General features: G+C 73.6%; 9 protein-coding genes. 6 read left to right on the plus strand and 3 right to left on the minus strand.

Annotation, left to right across the window (positions count from 1 at the left end; all coding sequences use genetic code 11):
- The first annotated feature begins 34 nt into the window (after positions 1–34).
- Complete coding sequence (locus ACZ573_RS20710) at positions 35–3,061, plus strand: AfsR/SARP family transcriptional regulator (RefSeq protein ID WP_471306145.1); 3,027 nt, start codon at positions 35–37, stop codon at positions 3,059–3,061.
- Between the two features lie 241 nt (positions 3,062–3,302).
- On the opposite strand, the gene ACZ573_RS20715 is transcribed toward ACZ573_RS20710, so the two are convergent.
- Positions 3,303–3,524, minus strand: coding sequence for a hypothetical protein (locus ACZ573_RS20715; protein WP_471306150.1), 222 nt, complete (start codon positions 3,522–3,524; stop codon positions 3,303–3,305).
- Positions 3,525–3,724: 200 nt separating this feature from the next.
- Between ACZ573_RS20715 and ACZ573_RS20720 the strand changes: the two genes are divergently transcribed.
- From ACZ573_RS20720 to ACZ573_RS20740, 5 genes are all read left to right on the plus strand, one after another.
- On the plus strand, positions 3,725–5,617 hold the full coding sequence (locus ACZ573_RS20720; RefSeq protein ID WP_471306153.1) for an AfsR/SARP family transcriptional regulator: 1,893 nt from the start codon (positions 3,725–3,727) through the stop codon (positions 5,615–5,617).
- 91 nt (positions 5,618–5,708) lie between these two features.
- A complete protein-coding gene (locus tag ACZ573_RS20725; RefSeq protein WP_471306157.1) occupies positions 5,709–9,047 on the plus strand; it encodes a non-ribosomal peptide synthetase in 3,339 nt (1,112 codons plus the stop codon).
- Positions 9,044–10,438, plus strand: coding sequence for a serine hydroxymethyltransferase (locus ACZ573_RS20730; protein WP_471306160.1), 1,395 nt, complete (start codon positions 9,044–9,046; stop codon positions 10,436–10,438). Before ACZ573_RS20725 ends, ACZ573_RS20730 begins: the two co-directional genes overlap by 4 nt.
- A gap of 507 nt (positions 10,439–10,945) precedes the next feature.
- Positions 10,946–12,025 (plus strand): threonine aldolase family protein, encoded by a 1,080-nt coding sequence (locus ACZ573_RS20735; protein WP_471306163.1) that lies wholly within the window; start codon positions 10,946–10,948, stop codon positions 12,023–12,025.
- A gap of 26 nt (positions 12,026–12,051) precedes the next feature.
- Positions 12,052–12,633, plus strand: a complete 582-nt coding sequence (locus ACZ573_RS20740; protein WP_030713495.1) for a GNAT family N-acetyltransferase — start codon at positions 12,052–12,054, stop codon at positions 12,631–12,633.
- Positions 12,634–12,696: 63 nt separating this feature from the next.
- On the opposite strand, the gene ACZ573_RS20745 is transcribed toward ACZ573_RS20740, so the two are convergent.
- Both ACZ573_RS20745 and ACZ573_RS20750 read right to left on the minus strand, forming a co-directional pair.
- Positions 12,697–13,845 carry an acyl-CoA dehydrogenase family protein gene (locus ACZ573_RS20745; protein WP_471306166.1) on the minus strand — a complete coding sequence of 383 codons (1,149 nt, stop codon included), beginning with the start codon at positions 13,843–13,845 and terminating at the stop codon, positions 12,697–12,699.
- Positions 13,842–15,032, minus strand: coding sequence for an acyl-CoA dehydrogenase family protein (locus ACZ573_RS20750; protein ID WP_266388124.1), 1,191 nt, complete (start codon positions 15,030–15,032; stop codon positions 13,842–13,844). Before ACZ573_RS20750 ends, ACZ573_RS20745 begins: the two co-directional genes overlap by 4 nt.
- Between the last annotated feature and the right edge of the window lie 9 nt (positions 15,033–15,041).

The raw sequence follows: 15,041 nt of genomic DNA on the forward strand, positions 1-15,041 counted from the left end.
GCCGGGGGACCTTTTGAATCGGTTTGTCTTCAGAGTGCTGGGGCCGCTGCTCGTCCAGACCGATGACGGTCAGCTGCGCATCAACGGCCGGCGCCAGTCCGCGGTCCTGTCGATGCTGCTGCTCTACGCCGACCGGATCGTGTCGGTGGACACCCTGGTGGACGCCGTCTGGCCGGAATCTCCCCCGGCGACGGCCCGCAACCAGATCGCCATCTGCGTGGCCACCCTCCGCAAAACCTTCAAGCAGGCCGGGGTGACCGATCTGCTGATCACCTCTCCTCCGGGCTACCTGCTGGCCAAGGGAGAGCACCGGATCGACGTCCAGGAGTTCATGGAGCGGGCCGAGCAGGGGCGGGACGCCGCCCGGCACGGACGGACCGAAGAGGCGTGCGCGCAGTTCGAGGAGGCGCTCAGCATCTGGCGGGGCTCCGCGCTGGACGGGCCCTCCGGCTCCCGGCTGGAGGCGGAGACCACCAGGCTGGAGCAGATGCGGCTCGCGCTGATGGAGGAACGCGCCGGTCTGATGCTCCAGCTGGGCCGGCACCGCGCGCTCACCGGTGAGCTCACCGAGCTGGTGGCCCGGCACCCCCTGCGCGAGCAGTGCCGCGAACACCTCATGCTGGCCCTGTACCGGTCGGGGCAGCGGGCCGAGGCCCTCGAAGTGTTCCTGCACGGCCGCCGGTTACTCACCGAGCAGCTCGGGATCGAACCGGGTCCCGGACTGCGCCAGCTGCACGAACTGATCCTGCGCGACTCCCCCGAACTGACCCGGCCCCCCGCCACGGCGGCGCCCGCGCCGGCGGCCCTGAGCACCATCCCGGCACAACTTCCCGCGGACGTCATGGCGTTCACCGGCCGGCAGCGGGAGATGACCTCCCTGGACCGGCTCCTGAAGGAGCCCTACAACCCGCACACCCCGGCGCTGGCGACCATCGTCGGCGTGGGCGGGGTGGGCAAGACCGCACTCGCGGTGCACTGGGCGAGCCAGGTCGCCGACCAGTTCCCGGACGGCCAGCTCTTCGCCGATCTGCGCGGGTACGACGAGGAGCACGCCCCGGTGTCCCCCGCCGCCGTGCTCGACCGCTTCCTGCGCGCCCTCGGGATCGGCGCGCCCCAGATACCGGCGGATCCCGACGAGCGGGGCTCGCTGTTCCGGAGCCTGCTCAGCACCCGCAAGACACTGATCGTCCTGGACAACGTACGCTCCTTCCACCAGCTCAGACCCCTGCTCCCGGGTGGCGGACGCAGCGTGGTGCTGGCCACCAGCCGGGAGAGCCTGGGCGATCTGACCGGGGACTACACGGCACTGACCCTGCGGCTGCGGATGCTGGAGCCGACCGAGGCGACGGCGCTGCTGATCAAACTGGCCGGGGCCGACCGGTTCGGCAGCGACCCGGTGGCGGTGGAACAGCTCGGCGCCCTGTGCGACTGCCTTCCGCTCGCGCTGCGGATCGCCGGCGCGCGGCTGGCGGCCAAACCCAATCTGAGCGTACGGAGCCTGGTGGCGCGGCTGCGCGACCACCGCTCCCGCCTCGACGTGCTGAGCCCGGGCGAGGGCGGGGTGCGCGCCGGCTTCCGGCTCACCTACCGGGACCTGCCGCCGGAGACGGCCCGGATGTACCGCAGGCTCGGCCTGCTGCGCACGGCGGACTTCGCCGCCTGGGCGGGGGCGGCCGTACTGGACACCGATGTGTGGCACGCGGAGGAACTGATCGACCACCTGGTCGACGCGCAGCTGCTGGAGGTGGCCGACGCCGAGCCGGGGCGGGCCGCCCGCTACCGGTTCCAGGACCTGCTGCGGCTGTTCGCCCGCGAGCGGGCGGAGTCGGACGAGCCGGAGGGAGAGACCGACGCCGCGCTGGAGCGGGCCTTCGCGTCCTGGCTCTGGCTGGCCGAGGAGGCGCACCGGCGGATCGACGGGCGCCAGTTCCCGGTGGGCCGGCCGCCGGCACCGGCCCCGCGCTTCCTGCCGGAGCTGGCCGACGAGCTGCTGGCCACGCCGATGGACTGGTTCGAGTCGGAGCGCACGGCCGTCACGGACCTGGTGGCGCACGCGGCGGAGACGGGCCGGGCGCGGTTCGCGTGGACGCTGACCGAGAGCGCGGTCCCCCACTTCGAGACGAAGAACTACCTGGAGGACTGGCAGCGCTGCGCCGAGCAGGCGCTGGCCTCGGCCCGGCGCACCGGCGACGCACCGGGCGAGGCGACGATGCTGCGGCTGCTGGGGTCGCTGGCGATCTACCAGCGGCGCTACGAGCAGGCCGAGGGCTGGAACATGGCCGCGCTGCGGCTGCTGCGCAACACCGGTGACGTGGGCGGGGCGGCGCTCGCCCAGCGGAACCTGGCCATGTGCGCGCGGTTCCAGGGGGACTGGGAGCGGGCCCTGGAGTACTGCGAGGCGGCCCTCAGCGGTTTCCACGCGTCGGGCGACATCGGGAACGAGGCCCATCTGCTCGGCTTCCAGGCGCAGATCGAGCTGGACCGGGGCAACGTGGGCGGCGCGCTGCCGCTCGCGGAGCAGGCGGTGGCGCTGAGCCGGCGTACCGGATCGGTGCGGGCGGAGGCGCAGAGCGTGTACCGGCTGGCCGAGGTCCGGCTGCGCGCGGGAGATCTGGGCGAGGCCGCGGAGGCCTTCGGCGCGGTACTGCGGCTGACCCGGGGCGAGGGCGACCGGGTCGGGGAGGCGCACGCGCTGCGGGGACTGGGGCAGACGCAGTGGAGCCAGGGCCTGCTGTCGGCGGCCGGAGCGACGCTGCAGCAGGCCCTGGAGATCACGGATGAGCTGGCGGACCGTTTCCTGTACGCGCGGGTGGAGACCGATCTGGGATGTGTGGAGGCGATCGGCGGCCGCCCGGCGCAGGCGGCGGAGAGGTTCCGGCGGGCGCGGGCCGCGTTCGGCGAGGTCGGTGCGCAGCCCTGGCGGGCGCAGGCGGACCGGCTGCTGACGGCGGTCCAGGGCGCGGCGTGCGAGCCGGGCGGTGGGAGCGCCGGTGAGCTGCCGCATCGTTCCTTCACGGCGGCGGAATTGACCTTGCTGCTGACGCACCCGGAGGGCGACTAGTGCTGTGAGTTCGCCTGTCCCCTGCCGGCGACGGTGATCTGCGCGGTTCTGGGCGTGCCGCTGGAGGACGAGCCACGCTTCCACCGCTGGATCGAGACCGCCCTGGACGCCCGCCCTGCCGGCGCAACCAGATCTTCCGCGGACCGCGGGACATCCTGGTCGACATCGGCGGCATCCGCGACCGACCCGGCGGGAGGGGGCAGGCCGCGAACCGCCGGCGGCCGGGCAGGAGCGCGGCGGGTCAGCCCCAGGGCATGTCGCCGTGCTTGCCGGCGGAGCCGGGGTGCGGGGGGACCAGCGGCTTGACGACGCCCCAGGGCATGTCGTCGTCCGCCTGCGTGGTGGTGTGCGTGTCCGCCAGGACGGCCGGCGCTCCCCCCGCGGCGACGAACACCCCCGCAAGAACGACCAGGCAGGCCGCCGCCGTCGTGTTCGCCGTCTTCACCGTCCGCGTGCTGCGCATCTGGGAATCCCCTCTCGGTGGAGCATCACTGCCGCTCGCTGCGGCACGAATGGAACAGTAGGGACGCCTCCTTTTCCTTCCGTGTTCCATCGATTTCGTGACCCGGGCCGCCCTCGAAATCGCCACGATATCGAGGAGACAACGCGCTCCACTAGCTTCGTCCAGAGATTCTTCTCCATGAATCACGGATGGGGCGGTACATGGAATTCCGAGTGCTCGGGCCAGTAGAGGTACGGCGGGACGGCCGCCGGGTCGCGTTCTCCGGGGCGAAGCTGCACACCGTGCTCGCGGCGCTCCTCGTGGCCCGTGAAGAGGTGATCTCCGACGAACGGCTGTGCCGGCTGCTGTGGGGCTGGGCACCGCCGGCCACCGTCAGCGCACAGCTCTACACCTATGTTTCCCGCTTGCGCAAGATTCTCGGCGAGGATGTTCTGATCGATCGCCGGCCGCCCGGATATGCCATGAGCATCGGTAATGCGACCCTTGACCTGAGCGAATTCGAGAAGCTGGCGCTCGACGGCCGCGAGGCACTGATCGCCGAGGACTTCGAAAAGGCCGGTGAGCTGCTGCGCGGCGCCCTGGCCCGGTGGAACGGCCTGCCCTTCGCCAACGCCACGGAATACCTCGCCGACGCCGAGGCGCCGCGGCTCACCGAGGCCCGGGCGGTCACGCTGGAGCACCGCATCGCGGCCGATCTCGCGCTGGGCCGGCACGAGCAGATCACCGGCGAGCTCACCGGCCTGGTCGCCGAGTTCCCGCTGCGCGAGCGCATCCGGTGCCAGCTGATGACCGCCCTGTGCCGGTCGGGGCGGCAGGCGGACGCCATCCACCTCTACCACCACGGCCGCGCGGTGCTCGCCGACGAGCTGGGCGTGAACCCCGGTGAGGAGCTCCAGGCCACCTACCGGGCGCTGCTGGAGGGCACGCTGGACCGGCAGCCGCGCTCCGCCCCCGCCGTCCTGGCCCGCCCCCGGCGGGACGCGTCCGGCCGCCCCGACGGCGCCCCGGCCATGCTGCCCCCCGACACCGTCGACTTCACCGGCCGGAAGCCCGAACTGGAGCTGCTGTGCCGTGCGCTGGCCCCCGATGCGCAGGGCTCCGGGCGGCCCCGCCGGGTCCTGGTCACCGGTATGGCCGGGCTCGGCAAGACCGCCCTGGCCGTCCACGCGGCCCACCGCTGCCGGCAGCACTTCCCCGACGGGCAGTTGTACGCCGACCTGCGCGCGCCCGACGGCACTCCCCGGCACCCCTCCCGGGTGCTGCGCGGGCTGCTGCGCGCGCTGGGGCCGATGGACGGCGTACCGGCCACCGAGGACCAGGAGCAGCTGGTCCGGCTCTACCGGGAGCGGACCCGGGGCCGGCAGCTGCTGATCGTGCTGGACAACGCCTCCGGGGCGGCCCAGTTGGGGCCGCTGCTGCCCAACACCCCGGAGCCGGCGGTCCTGGTGACCGGGCGGACCGCCCTGCCCACCGTGGCCGGTGCGCACACCGTGGCCCTCGCTCCCCTGGCGCCCCGGGACTCGCTGGAGCTGCTCTCGGCCGCGGCCGGTGCCGCCCGGGTGGCCTCGGCACCCGGTGCGGCGTCCGCGATCGTCGAGCACTGCGCCGGTCTGCCGCTGGCCCTGCGGATCGCCGGGACCCGGATCGCCGCCCGGCCGCACTCCACCCCGGACCGGCTGGCCCGCCGGCTGGCGGATCCCGTCACCCGGCTGCGGGAGCTGCACTCGGGCGATCTGGACGTGCACAGCTCGCTGCTGCCGTCCTGGCGGGCGCTGGACCCCTGGGTGCGGGCGGTGTTCCCGGCGCTGGCCGCGCTGGGCCCGCAGCCGTTCCCGGCCGCGGACGCGGCGATGGCGCTGAGCCTGCCGGAGACCGAGGCCGAGCGGCTGCTGGAGGCGCTCGCCGACGCGGCCCTGCTGGAGGTCAGCGGCGCGGACGAGTGGGGCCAGCCGTGCTACCTGTTCCATCCCCTCGTACGGCTCTTCGCGCTCTCCCTGGGCGAAGGGGCCGCGCCCGGCCACGGGACCGCCGCCGCCACCGCCGCCACCCCCGCCCGGACGGAACATAACCGGCGGCTAACTCGCCGCCCCTAGCCTCGCCCTGCCCCGCAGCAGGGCGCTCCGGCCCGTCACCACCTCAGGCAAGCACCAGCCAACGGCCCGTAACACCGAATGGAGTTGGACCATGACCGAGCTCCTGCCCGCTCGCGCGGACAGTGCCGCGTCCTTCCCGATGACCGAGACGCAGCAGGCACTGATGATCGGGCGAGGTGAAGCAGTCGAGCTGGGCGGTATCGGCTGCTACGGATACTTCGAATGGGAGCGTGCGGACCTCGACCCCGAGCGTTTCGCCGCCGCCTGGCGCAAGGTGGTCGCCCGCCACGACATGCTCCGCGCGATCGGCCGCACGGACGGCACCCAGTGGGTGCCGGCCGACCCGCTGCCCTTCGAGATACCGGTCGTGGACCTGAGCGGGCTGTCCGCCGACGCCTCGCGGGAGCGGCTCGCCGCGCTGCGGGACGAGATGAGCCACGTGGTCTTCCCGGTGGGCAGCTGGCCGTTGTTCGACCTGCGGATCATCCGGCTGGGCGGTCCGGGGAACCTGAGCCGGGTCCACCTCGGGATCGACCTGCAGGTGCTGGACGCCTCCAGTGCCTTCCAGGTGCTCTTCCCCGAGCTGGTCGACCTGTACGAGAACCCGGACACCGAGCTCCCGGAGCCCGGTATCAGCTTCGCGGAGTACGCCCGCTGGCGCGCGGACGCCCTGCCGCACACCGAGGCCTTCCGTGCCGCCCGCGACTACTGGGTGGAGCGCGTCCCCACCCTGCCGCCGGCCCCCTCGCTGCCCACGGGCGGCTCCGCCGGCGGCGGGCGCGAGGTGCGCTTCGACCGGCGCGAGCACCGCCTCTCCCCCTCGGACTGGCAGCGCTTCTCGGCACGGGCGCGCGAAGCGGGGCTGACGCCGTCGGTCCTGCTCACGGCCGCTTTCGCCGAGGTGGTCCGGTGCTGGGCGGAGGAGTCCGACTTCACCATCAACTACCCGGTCTTCCAGCGTCCGGCGGTGCACCCCGACATCACCGGCGTCCTCGGTGACTTCACCAACGCCGTGATGCTCGCCGCCGACGGTTCGGGCGCGACCTTCCTGGACCGGGCGCACGCCCTGCGCGACCAGCTCGCCCGCGACGCGGAGCACGGTGCCTTCAACGGCGTCCGGGTGCTGCGCGAGCTGACCCGGCTGCACGGGGTGGGCGCGCAGGCCGGCATGCCGGTGGTCGTGACCAGCCTCCTCGACTACCCGGTACGCAGGCCCGTCACGGACCTGGGCCGGGAGGTGTACTCGATCTCGCAGACCCCGCAGGTCTCGCTCGACGTACAGCTGCGCGAACTGGCCGGTGAGCTGCGCGTCATCTGGGACTTCGTCGACGGGGCGTTCGCGCCCGGCTTCGTCGACGCGGCCTTCGGCGTGTACGTGGACCTCCTGGAGCGGCTCACGCGGGACCCGGAGTCCCTGCACGCCCGGCGCTTCGACCTGATCCCGGCGGCTGAGCGGACGCTGCGCCGCCAGGTCAACGACACCGCCGGGCAGATCCCGTACACCACCTTGCACGAGCTGTTCGCCCAGCAGGTGGAGCGCACCCCCGGTGCCGAGGCCGTGGTGGACGCCTCCGGGCGGCGCCTGACCTACGCCGAGCTGGCCTCGTACGCCTGGCGGATCGGGCACACGCTGCGGGACCACGGGGCGGCCCCGGGCGAGCTGGTCGCCGTGGTGATGGAGAAGGGCTGGGAGCAGTACGCCGCGGTGTACGGGATCCTCGCCTCCGGCGCCGCCTATCTGCCGCTGGACCCGTCCGTGCCGCCGGAGCGGCTGCGCCGCCTGCTCACCGAGGCCAAGGTGGACCGGATCCTCACCCAGTCCTGGCTGGACTCCCGGATCAGCTGGCCCCCCACGGCCCGACGCTACCGGGTGGACAAGGACTTCGAGTCCGGGACCGGCACCCGGCCCGAGACCGCGCAGACCCCGGCGGACCTCGCGTACACGATCTTCACTTCGGGCTCGACCGGTGAGCCGAAGGGCGTGATGGTCGACCACATCGGCGTGGTCAACCTGATCCGCGATGTCGCGGCACGCTTCGAGGTCGGTGCGCGGGACCGGCTGCTGGCCATCTCCGGGCTGCACTTCGACGCCTCGGTCTACGACGTGTTCGGGGTGCTGACGCAGGGCGGGACCGTGGTGCTGCCGCCGCCGTTCGAGCATGCCGAGCCCGACGTCTGGGCCGATCTGGTCCAGACCGAGCAGGTCACCCTGTGGAACTCCGTGCCCGTCCTGATGGAACTGCTGGTCGGCGAGGCCGAGGTGCGCGAGCAGCGCGGCGGCGGCCGGCCGCTGGAGTCCCTGCGGCTGTCCGTGCTCTCCGGCGACTGGATCCCGCTGACGCTGCCCGACCGGCTGCGGGCGCAGAGCCCCCGGATCCAGGTGGTGGGTTCGGGCGGGCCGACCGAGACGATCTGCTGGTCGCTGTTCCAGCCGATCGGCGAGGTCGACCCGTCCTGGACGAGCATCCCGTACGGCAAGCCGATCACCAACCAGCGCTACTACATCGTCGATTCGGCCGCCTACGAGCGCCCGCTCGGGGTGGTCGGCGAGATGGCCGTGGCCAGCGACGTCGGGCTCGCGCGCGGCTACTGGAACGACGCCGAGCGCACCGCGAACCGCTTCGTGCACCTTCCGGAGAGCGGCGAACGCGCCTACCTGACCGGTGACCTGGGACGGTACCTGCCGGACGGCAGTATCGAGATCCTGGGCCGGGACGACTTCCAGGTGAAGATCCAGGGCCACCGGATCGAGCTCGGCGAGATCGAGGCGGTGCTGCGCCAGGACGCCGAGGTCGAGGCGGCCGTGGTGGTGGCCCCGGCCAGCGCGCACGGGGTGCGGCGGCTGCACGCCTTCGTCGTGGCCGGAGCCGAGGCGGCCGGGCCGGTGCTGGAGCGGCTCGCCGCGCAGCTTCCCGGCTACATGGTGCCGGCCGCGCTGACCGCGCTGCCGGAGCTGCCGCTGACCCGCAACGGCAAGGTGGACCGGCTGCTGCTGGCCTCCTCCGCCGGGCTGCAGCAGCAGTCCGCCGACGAGGCGGCCGTACGGGATGCCGGGGACGGTCCGGGCAGCGCGCTGGAGCTCGTGCTGTGCGCGGCGGTCGCCGACATCCTCGGCCTCGACGGGGTGGCGCCCGGTGACAACTTCTTCAGCCTGGGGGGCGATTCGCTCAGCGGTACCCGCCTGGCCGGTCTGCTCAAGGAGCTGCTGGGGGTGCCGGTGCCGGTGAAGACCGTGTTCCAGAACCCGCTGATCTCCGAGCTGGCCGGGAAGATCGCCGCGGACGAGCAGCACGGCGCGGAGGCGGTCGCGGCCGCCGAGGCCTTCGGCGAGCTGGAGGCCGACGAGACGACACCGCCGATGCGGACGGCTGAGGACACGAGCGGGTTCAGCACGGCCATCACGGACGATTCCGAGAGGGGACAGTCATGAGTCTCACCCTGCCCGCGCCCGTCACCGAGCCGGATCTGCCCGCGGCATCCGGCCGCGGCCCCGCGCCCGATCCCGACCTGGTCGATTTCGCCGCGCACGCCGGCACCCGGCTCAGAGAGCGCGATTCCGTCCTGTACGACCTGCTGGCCCGGGAGTCGGCGCGCCAGCGCGACACCCTGATGATGGTCGCCGCGTCCAGCGTCGCCGATCCCTCGGTCCTGGCCTGCGAGGGCAGCGCGCTCGGCAACCTGACCGCCGAGGGCTTCCCCGGGAACCGCTACCACGCCGGCTGCGGGGTCGCCGACGAGATCGAGCGCCTCGCGATCGACCGGGCGTGCGCGGCGTTCGGGGCGCAGGACGCGATCGTGCAGCCGCACTCCGGTTCCTCCGCCAACCTCGCCGTGATCACGGCGCTGCTGAGCCCGGGCGACAGCCTGCTGGGGCTGGACCTGGACTGCGGGGGCCACCTCACCCACGGCTCCCCCGCCTCGGTGACCGGCCGCTACTACCGCGCCCACGGCTACCGGGTGACACCGGAGGGGCTGCTCGACTACGACCAGATCCGCGAACTGGCCCTGGAGCACCGCCCGAAGCTGATCGTCTGCGGGGCGAGCGCCTACCCCCGCAGCATCGACTTCGCCCGTTTCCGGGAGATCGCGGACGAGGCCAACGCCTATCTGCTGGCCGACATCTCGCACATCGCGGGACTGGTCGCGGCCGGCCTGCACCAGAGCCCCGTCGACCACGCCCACGTGACCACCACCAGCACCTACAAGCAGCTGTACGGCCCGCGCGGCGGGCTGATCCTGCTCGGCCGGGAGGCCCGCAAGGCCGGACCGGAGCGCGGCACCCTGGCCGCGACCCTGCGCCGCGCCGTGTTCCCCTTCACCCAGGGCACCCCCGACCTGGCGTCGGTGGCGGCCAAGGCGCGGGCCCTGGACTTCGTGGCGAGCCCGGACTTCGCCGAGGTCGCCAAGCGGCTGGCCGACGGGGCGCAGGCGATCGCCGAACGGCTCCTGGACCGGGGGTTCCGGCTGGTCACCGGCGGTACGGACACCCATATGGTGCTGCTCGACCTGCGGGCCACCGGGGTCACCGGGGACGTCGCCGAGCAGGCCCTGGAGTCCTGCGGGATCGTCGTCAACCGCAACCGGGTCCCCGGCGACACCACGCCGGTCCGGGTGACCGGCGGACTGCGGCTCGGCACCAACACGCTGGCCGCGCGCGGGATGGACCACGCGGTGGCCGCCGAGTGCGCCGACCTGGTCGCCGACGTCCTCACGGCGCTGCGCGCGCAGGGCGGCGTACTGCCGGACGCGCTGCGCGACCGGGTGCGCACCCGGGTGTCCGAGCTGTGCGCCGCCCACCCCCTGCCGGGGTATCTGCCGTGACCTTCAGCGGCTTCCCGCCCTCGGCACTGCGCCTGTACGAGGACCTCGCGGCCGACAACAGCAAGGAGGCGGGGCGGCTGCGCCACCGCGAGCGGTACGAGCGTGACGTACGTGCGCCGATGGACGAGCTGGCCGCTGAACTGGACGCGTATTTCAAGGAGTCGACCCGAGCGGGCGAGGTGCGGGTGCCCGGCCCGGTCCGGGCCACCCGGATGTCCCACGACAAGTCCCCGTACGCGGGCCGGCTACGGGACCAGGAGTTCACCCTGGGCGGCGACCGGCTCAAGTCCCGGCCGCGGGGGTCCCGGCGGACCACCCGCGGCTGGGGCTGCTGCGCCACCGCACGATCGACGCGGGGCGCCGCCACGGTCCGGACGCCGGGCTGCACACGGCGCGCGCCGGGGAGCTGGTGCGGGAGACCTGGCAGCTGGTGCGCCCGCTGCTGGACTGGGTGGCGGCCCGCGAACTCACCCCACAGCCCCGCGAGCGAGGAGTTGACGTACCGTCATGACCATCGGGAGTTCCGACACGTTCGACACGGCCGATCTGCGCAGCGACACGGTGACCCGGCCGGGTCCCGGGATGCGGGCCGCGATGGCCGCGGCCGAGGTCGGCGACGACCTGTTCGGGGAGGACCCGACCGTCCGCGCGCTGGAGGACCGGCTCGCCGGGCTGTTCGGCTTCTCCGGGGCCCTGTTCACCCCCTCCGGGGTGATGGCCAACCAGATCGCCCTCCAGCTCCTCGTCGGTCCCGGCGAGGAGCTGGTGTGCGACGCCGAGGCGCACGTCCTGGCGCACGAGGAGGCCTCCCCGGCCCGCTACGGCGGGATCCAGACGCGCACGGTGTCGGCGGAGCGGGGGGTGATCACCGCGGAGCTGCTGGCCGGGGTGGTCCGGCGGGGGAATCCGTACACGCTCGGCACCCGTGCGGTCGAGGTGGAGCAGACCCACACCCGGGCCGGCGGTACCGTCCATCCGCTGGAGACGCTGCGTGCCGTACGGGAACTGACGGCCGGCGCGGGCCTGGCGGTCCACATGGACGGGGCCCGGATCTGGAACGCGATGGCCGCGACGGGCACTTCGGCGCACCAGTACGGGCGGACGGCCGATTCGCTGTCCGTGTGCCTGTCGAAGGGCCTGGGCGCGCCGGTCGGGTCGGTGCTCCTGCTGCCGGCCGAAAAGCTGCCGCGGGCCCGGAAGCTGCGGCACGGTCTGGGCGGCGGCATGCGCCAGTCGGGCATCCTGGCGGCTGCGGGACTGTACGCCCTGGACCACCACGTGGAGCGGATCGCCGAGGACCACGCCAACGCCGCGCTGCTGGCGGCGGGGATGCGGGACGCGGGGTTCACCGTGCGCCCGCCGGAGACCAACATCGTCCTCATCGAGGTTCCCGGCGCCGACGAGGTCGTCGCACGGGCCGCGCAGGAAGGAGTGCTGGTGACCGCGCCCGGCCCGGAGACGGTCCGGCTGGTCACTCATCTGGACGCAGGGGAAAAGGCGTGCCGGCGGGCCCTCGGGGTGCTGGTCGCCGTGATGACCGATGTCGTCGCCGGGGCGCGGGACACCGCGGCCGCGGGACGTTCGTAAGAAGCGGAAGAGAGCGAAGTAGCAGCATGAGTTTAGAAGTACGGCCCGCCACGGCGGATCTGTGGGACGACATCCGCCAGGTGCTCCAGCCGAAGAAGAGCGCGCACACGTGCTGGTGCATGGCGTGGCGGCTGTCCACGGGCGACTACGGGCGGCTCACTGCGGACGAGCGGGGCGAGCACCTGCGCGGCCTGATGGAGAAGGCCGATCCGCCGCCCGGGGTCCTCGGGTTCCTGGACGGCGAGGTGGCGGGCTGGTGCAACGTGGCCCCGCGCCGCCAGCTCGACCGGCTGACCTCCTCGAAGACGATCACACCGGTGGACGATCTGCCGGTGTGGTCGGTGACCTGCTTCGTCGTGCGCAAGGACTTCCGTGGCAAGGGGGTCGCCTCGGGCCTGCTGGAGGGGGCCGTGGAGCACGCGCGCGCCCACGGTGCGCCCGCCGTCGAGGGGTATCCGGTGGATCCGGAGGGCGGCCGGGTCAATCCGACCCTCGCCTATGTCGGGACGATGGACATGTTCGAGCGGGCGGGCTTCCGCCGGGTCCACCGCACCGAGGCCAAGAGCGACAAGCGGCACCGCTGGGTCATGCGGCGCGACCTGGTCTGACCGTCCTGGTCGTACGAGGAAGGGGCTCCCGCGGTGCGGGGGCCCCTTCCTCGTGGGCGGCGGTCAGGGCGTGTGCGCCGCGATGTCCCAGAGGTGGGCGGGGCGCCCGCAGCGCATGGCCTCCCAGGCCGCGCGCCGGTAGCAGGCCGCCACCAGGCCGTCGCGGACCAGGCCCGAGGCGCCGTGCAGATGGACCGCGTCACGGGTCACGTCGAGGGTGGTCTCCGCCGTGAGGGCGATCAGTCCGGCGGCCTCCCCCGCGGTGAGCCGGTCCTCGTCGAGGTCCCGGGCCGCGTCGCCCACGGCCCAGCGCACGGCGTCGAGGCGGGCCAGCAGGCCCGCCACGCGCAGCCTGGGGCCCTGGTGCTTGACCAGGGCCTGGCCGAACTGCTGCCGGCCGCGGATCCGGGAGACGACCGCGGTCAGGGCGGCCGCCGTGATCCCGGCCAGCAGCGAGGCCTGGTGGACGGCGGCGCGCAGCCCCACGCGGGCGAGGGCCCGTTCGGCGGCGAGGCCGCTCAGCAGCACCGCCTCGGCAGGCAGCCGTACCTCGTCGAAGACGGCACTGGCCACGGCTCCCCCGCCGTGGTCGCGCAGCGGGCGGACCTGGACGCCCTCGGTGGGCAGCGGTACGAGTGCCACGCACGGGCCGTCGGGGCCGCCGGCCAGGACCAGCAGGGCGCCCGGGCCGACTCCGGCGGCGAAGGGGCCACCGGTTCCGGTGAGGACGACGGCGCCGGTGTCCGGGTCCGGCTTCCAGGTGATGCCCGGCGGTACGGTGCCGCGCGGATCGGGCAGCCGGCCCGGCACGGCGAGTTCCAGTTCTCCGGTGCGTACCCGGTCCAGGAGGCTGTCGGCGGCTTCGGGGGCCAGCGGGCCGAGGCCGGAGATCAGGTCCAGGGCGAGGAGGGTGTCGGTCAGCGGGACGGGCTGCATCGCGTTGCCCGCCTCCTCGCACACCATGGCGATGACCGCCTGGCCGAGGTCGAGGCCGTCGTGGCCGATGGGCAGGGCGAACTCCCACGCGCCGACCTGGGTCAGCGCCTCCCAGGCGCCGGCCGGGGTGTCCCCGTCGACCTCCAGGCCCTGGCGTACGGTGAGCCGGAGCTGGCGGAAGAGCGAGTCCTCGTCCTCCCGCTCCCGCCAGCGCTCGGACGCCGCCGCCGTGCCCTGGCCGCCCGTGCCGTTGCCGCCTACCGCCTGTGATGTCACGGCCGTACCTCCGCCCCTGAGTCGAGACGCAGCCGGGCCAGCGTCTCCAGCATCATTTCGGCGGTGCCGCCCGATATCCGCATTCCCGGGGCTTCGCGCAACGCCGCGTCGAGTGGGTGTGCCACCCCGTCGACCTCGGGGTCGTCGAGGGTCATGCTGCGGTCGCCGTCCAGTTCCGCGGCCCACCAGGCCACCTCGGCGGCGAGCTCGGTGGTGTACCACTTGGCGGCGGCGGCCTCGTCCTCGTTGAGTTCGCCCCGGTCGAGGCGGGTGAGGACGCGGCGGACCAGTGTGCCCGCCGCGAGCAGCCGGGCGTTCAGTTTGGCCAGGCCGATCTGGTCGTGCTGGCCGGCCTCCAGCCGGTCGGTGTGGACCTCCAGCCGTTCCACGGCGGCCCGGTACCAGCGCAGCGCCTTGACGTAGTAGTCGAGTCCGGTGCGCTCGAAGGCGAGCGTCTTGACGACGATCGCCCAGCCCTGGCCCGTCTCTCCGACCACGTCGTCGGCCGTCACGGCCACGCCGTCGAGGGTGACCTCGTGGAAGGCGTCGTCGCCCATGCCGGGGATCTGCCGGATGGTGACCCCGGGCTGGGCGAGGGGGACGAGGAACAGGCTGAAGGCGTCGTCCTCGCCGCGGGCCAGGCACAGCCCGTAGTCGGCGAGCCGGGCGAAGAGCGAGTGGACCTTGGTGCCGTACAGCTTGTAACCGCCCTTGCCGTCGGAAACGGCGCGGGTGGAGAGGATGTTGAGGTCGGAGCCGGCCTGGGGTTCGCTGAACAGCACGCAGCCGAAGGCGGTGCCGGCGGCGAAGCCGGGCAGGTGCCGGGCCTTCATCGCCGGGCTCGCGACATTGAGCAGGGTGGATCCGACGATCTGCACGGTGAGGGTGTGCAGCAGGTCGGGGACGTCGTGCATGGCCAGTTCCTCGACCAGTACGGCGGCCGCGACCTGGCTGATGCCGCGGCCGCCGTACTCCTCGGGCCACTGGGGCGCGAGGAGGCCCCGCTCGCCCAGGGCCCGGTGGATGGGCCGGGGGTCGCGGGTGCGCCGGGCCTCGGCCACGGGGGCCGAGACCAGGATGTCGTGGATGTCCTCGCGCAGGGCCCGCATGGGGGTGCGGGGCACGTCGGCTCCGCTCCGTACGAGCCCGCAGTCCGCGGGCGCGCGGTAGAACTCGGTGGTGAGCACGGGCAACTC

The sequence above is a fragment of the Streptomyces sp. NPDC040545 genome, assembly GCF_055595065.1.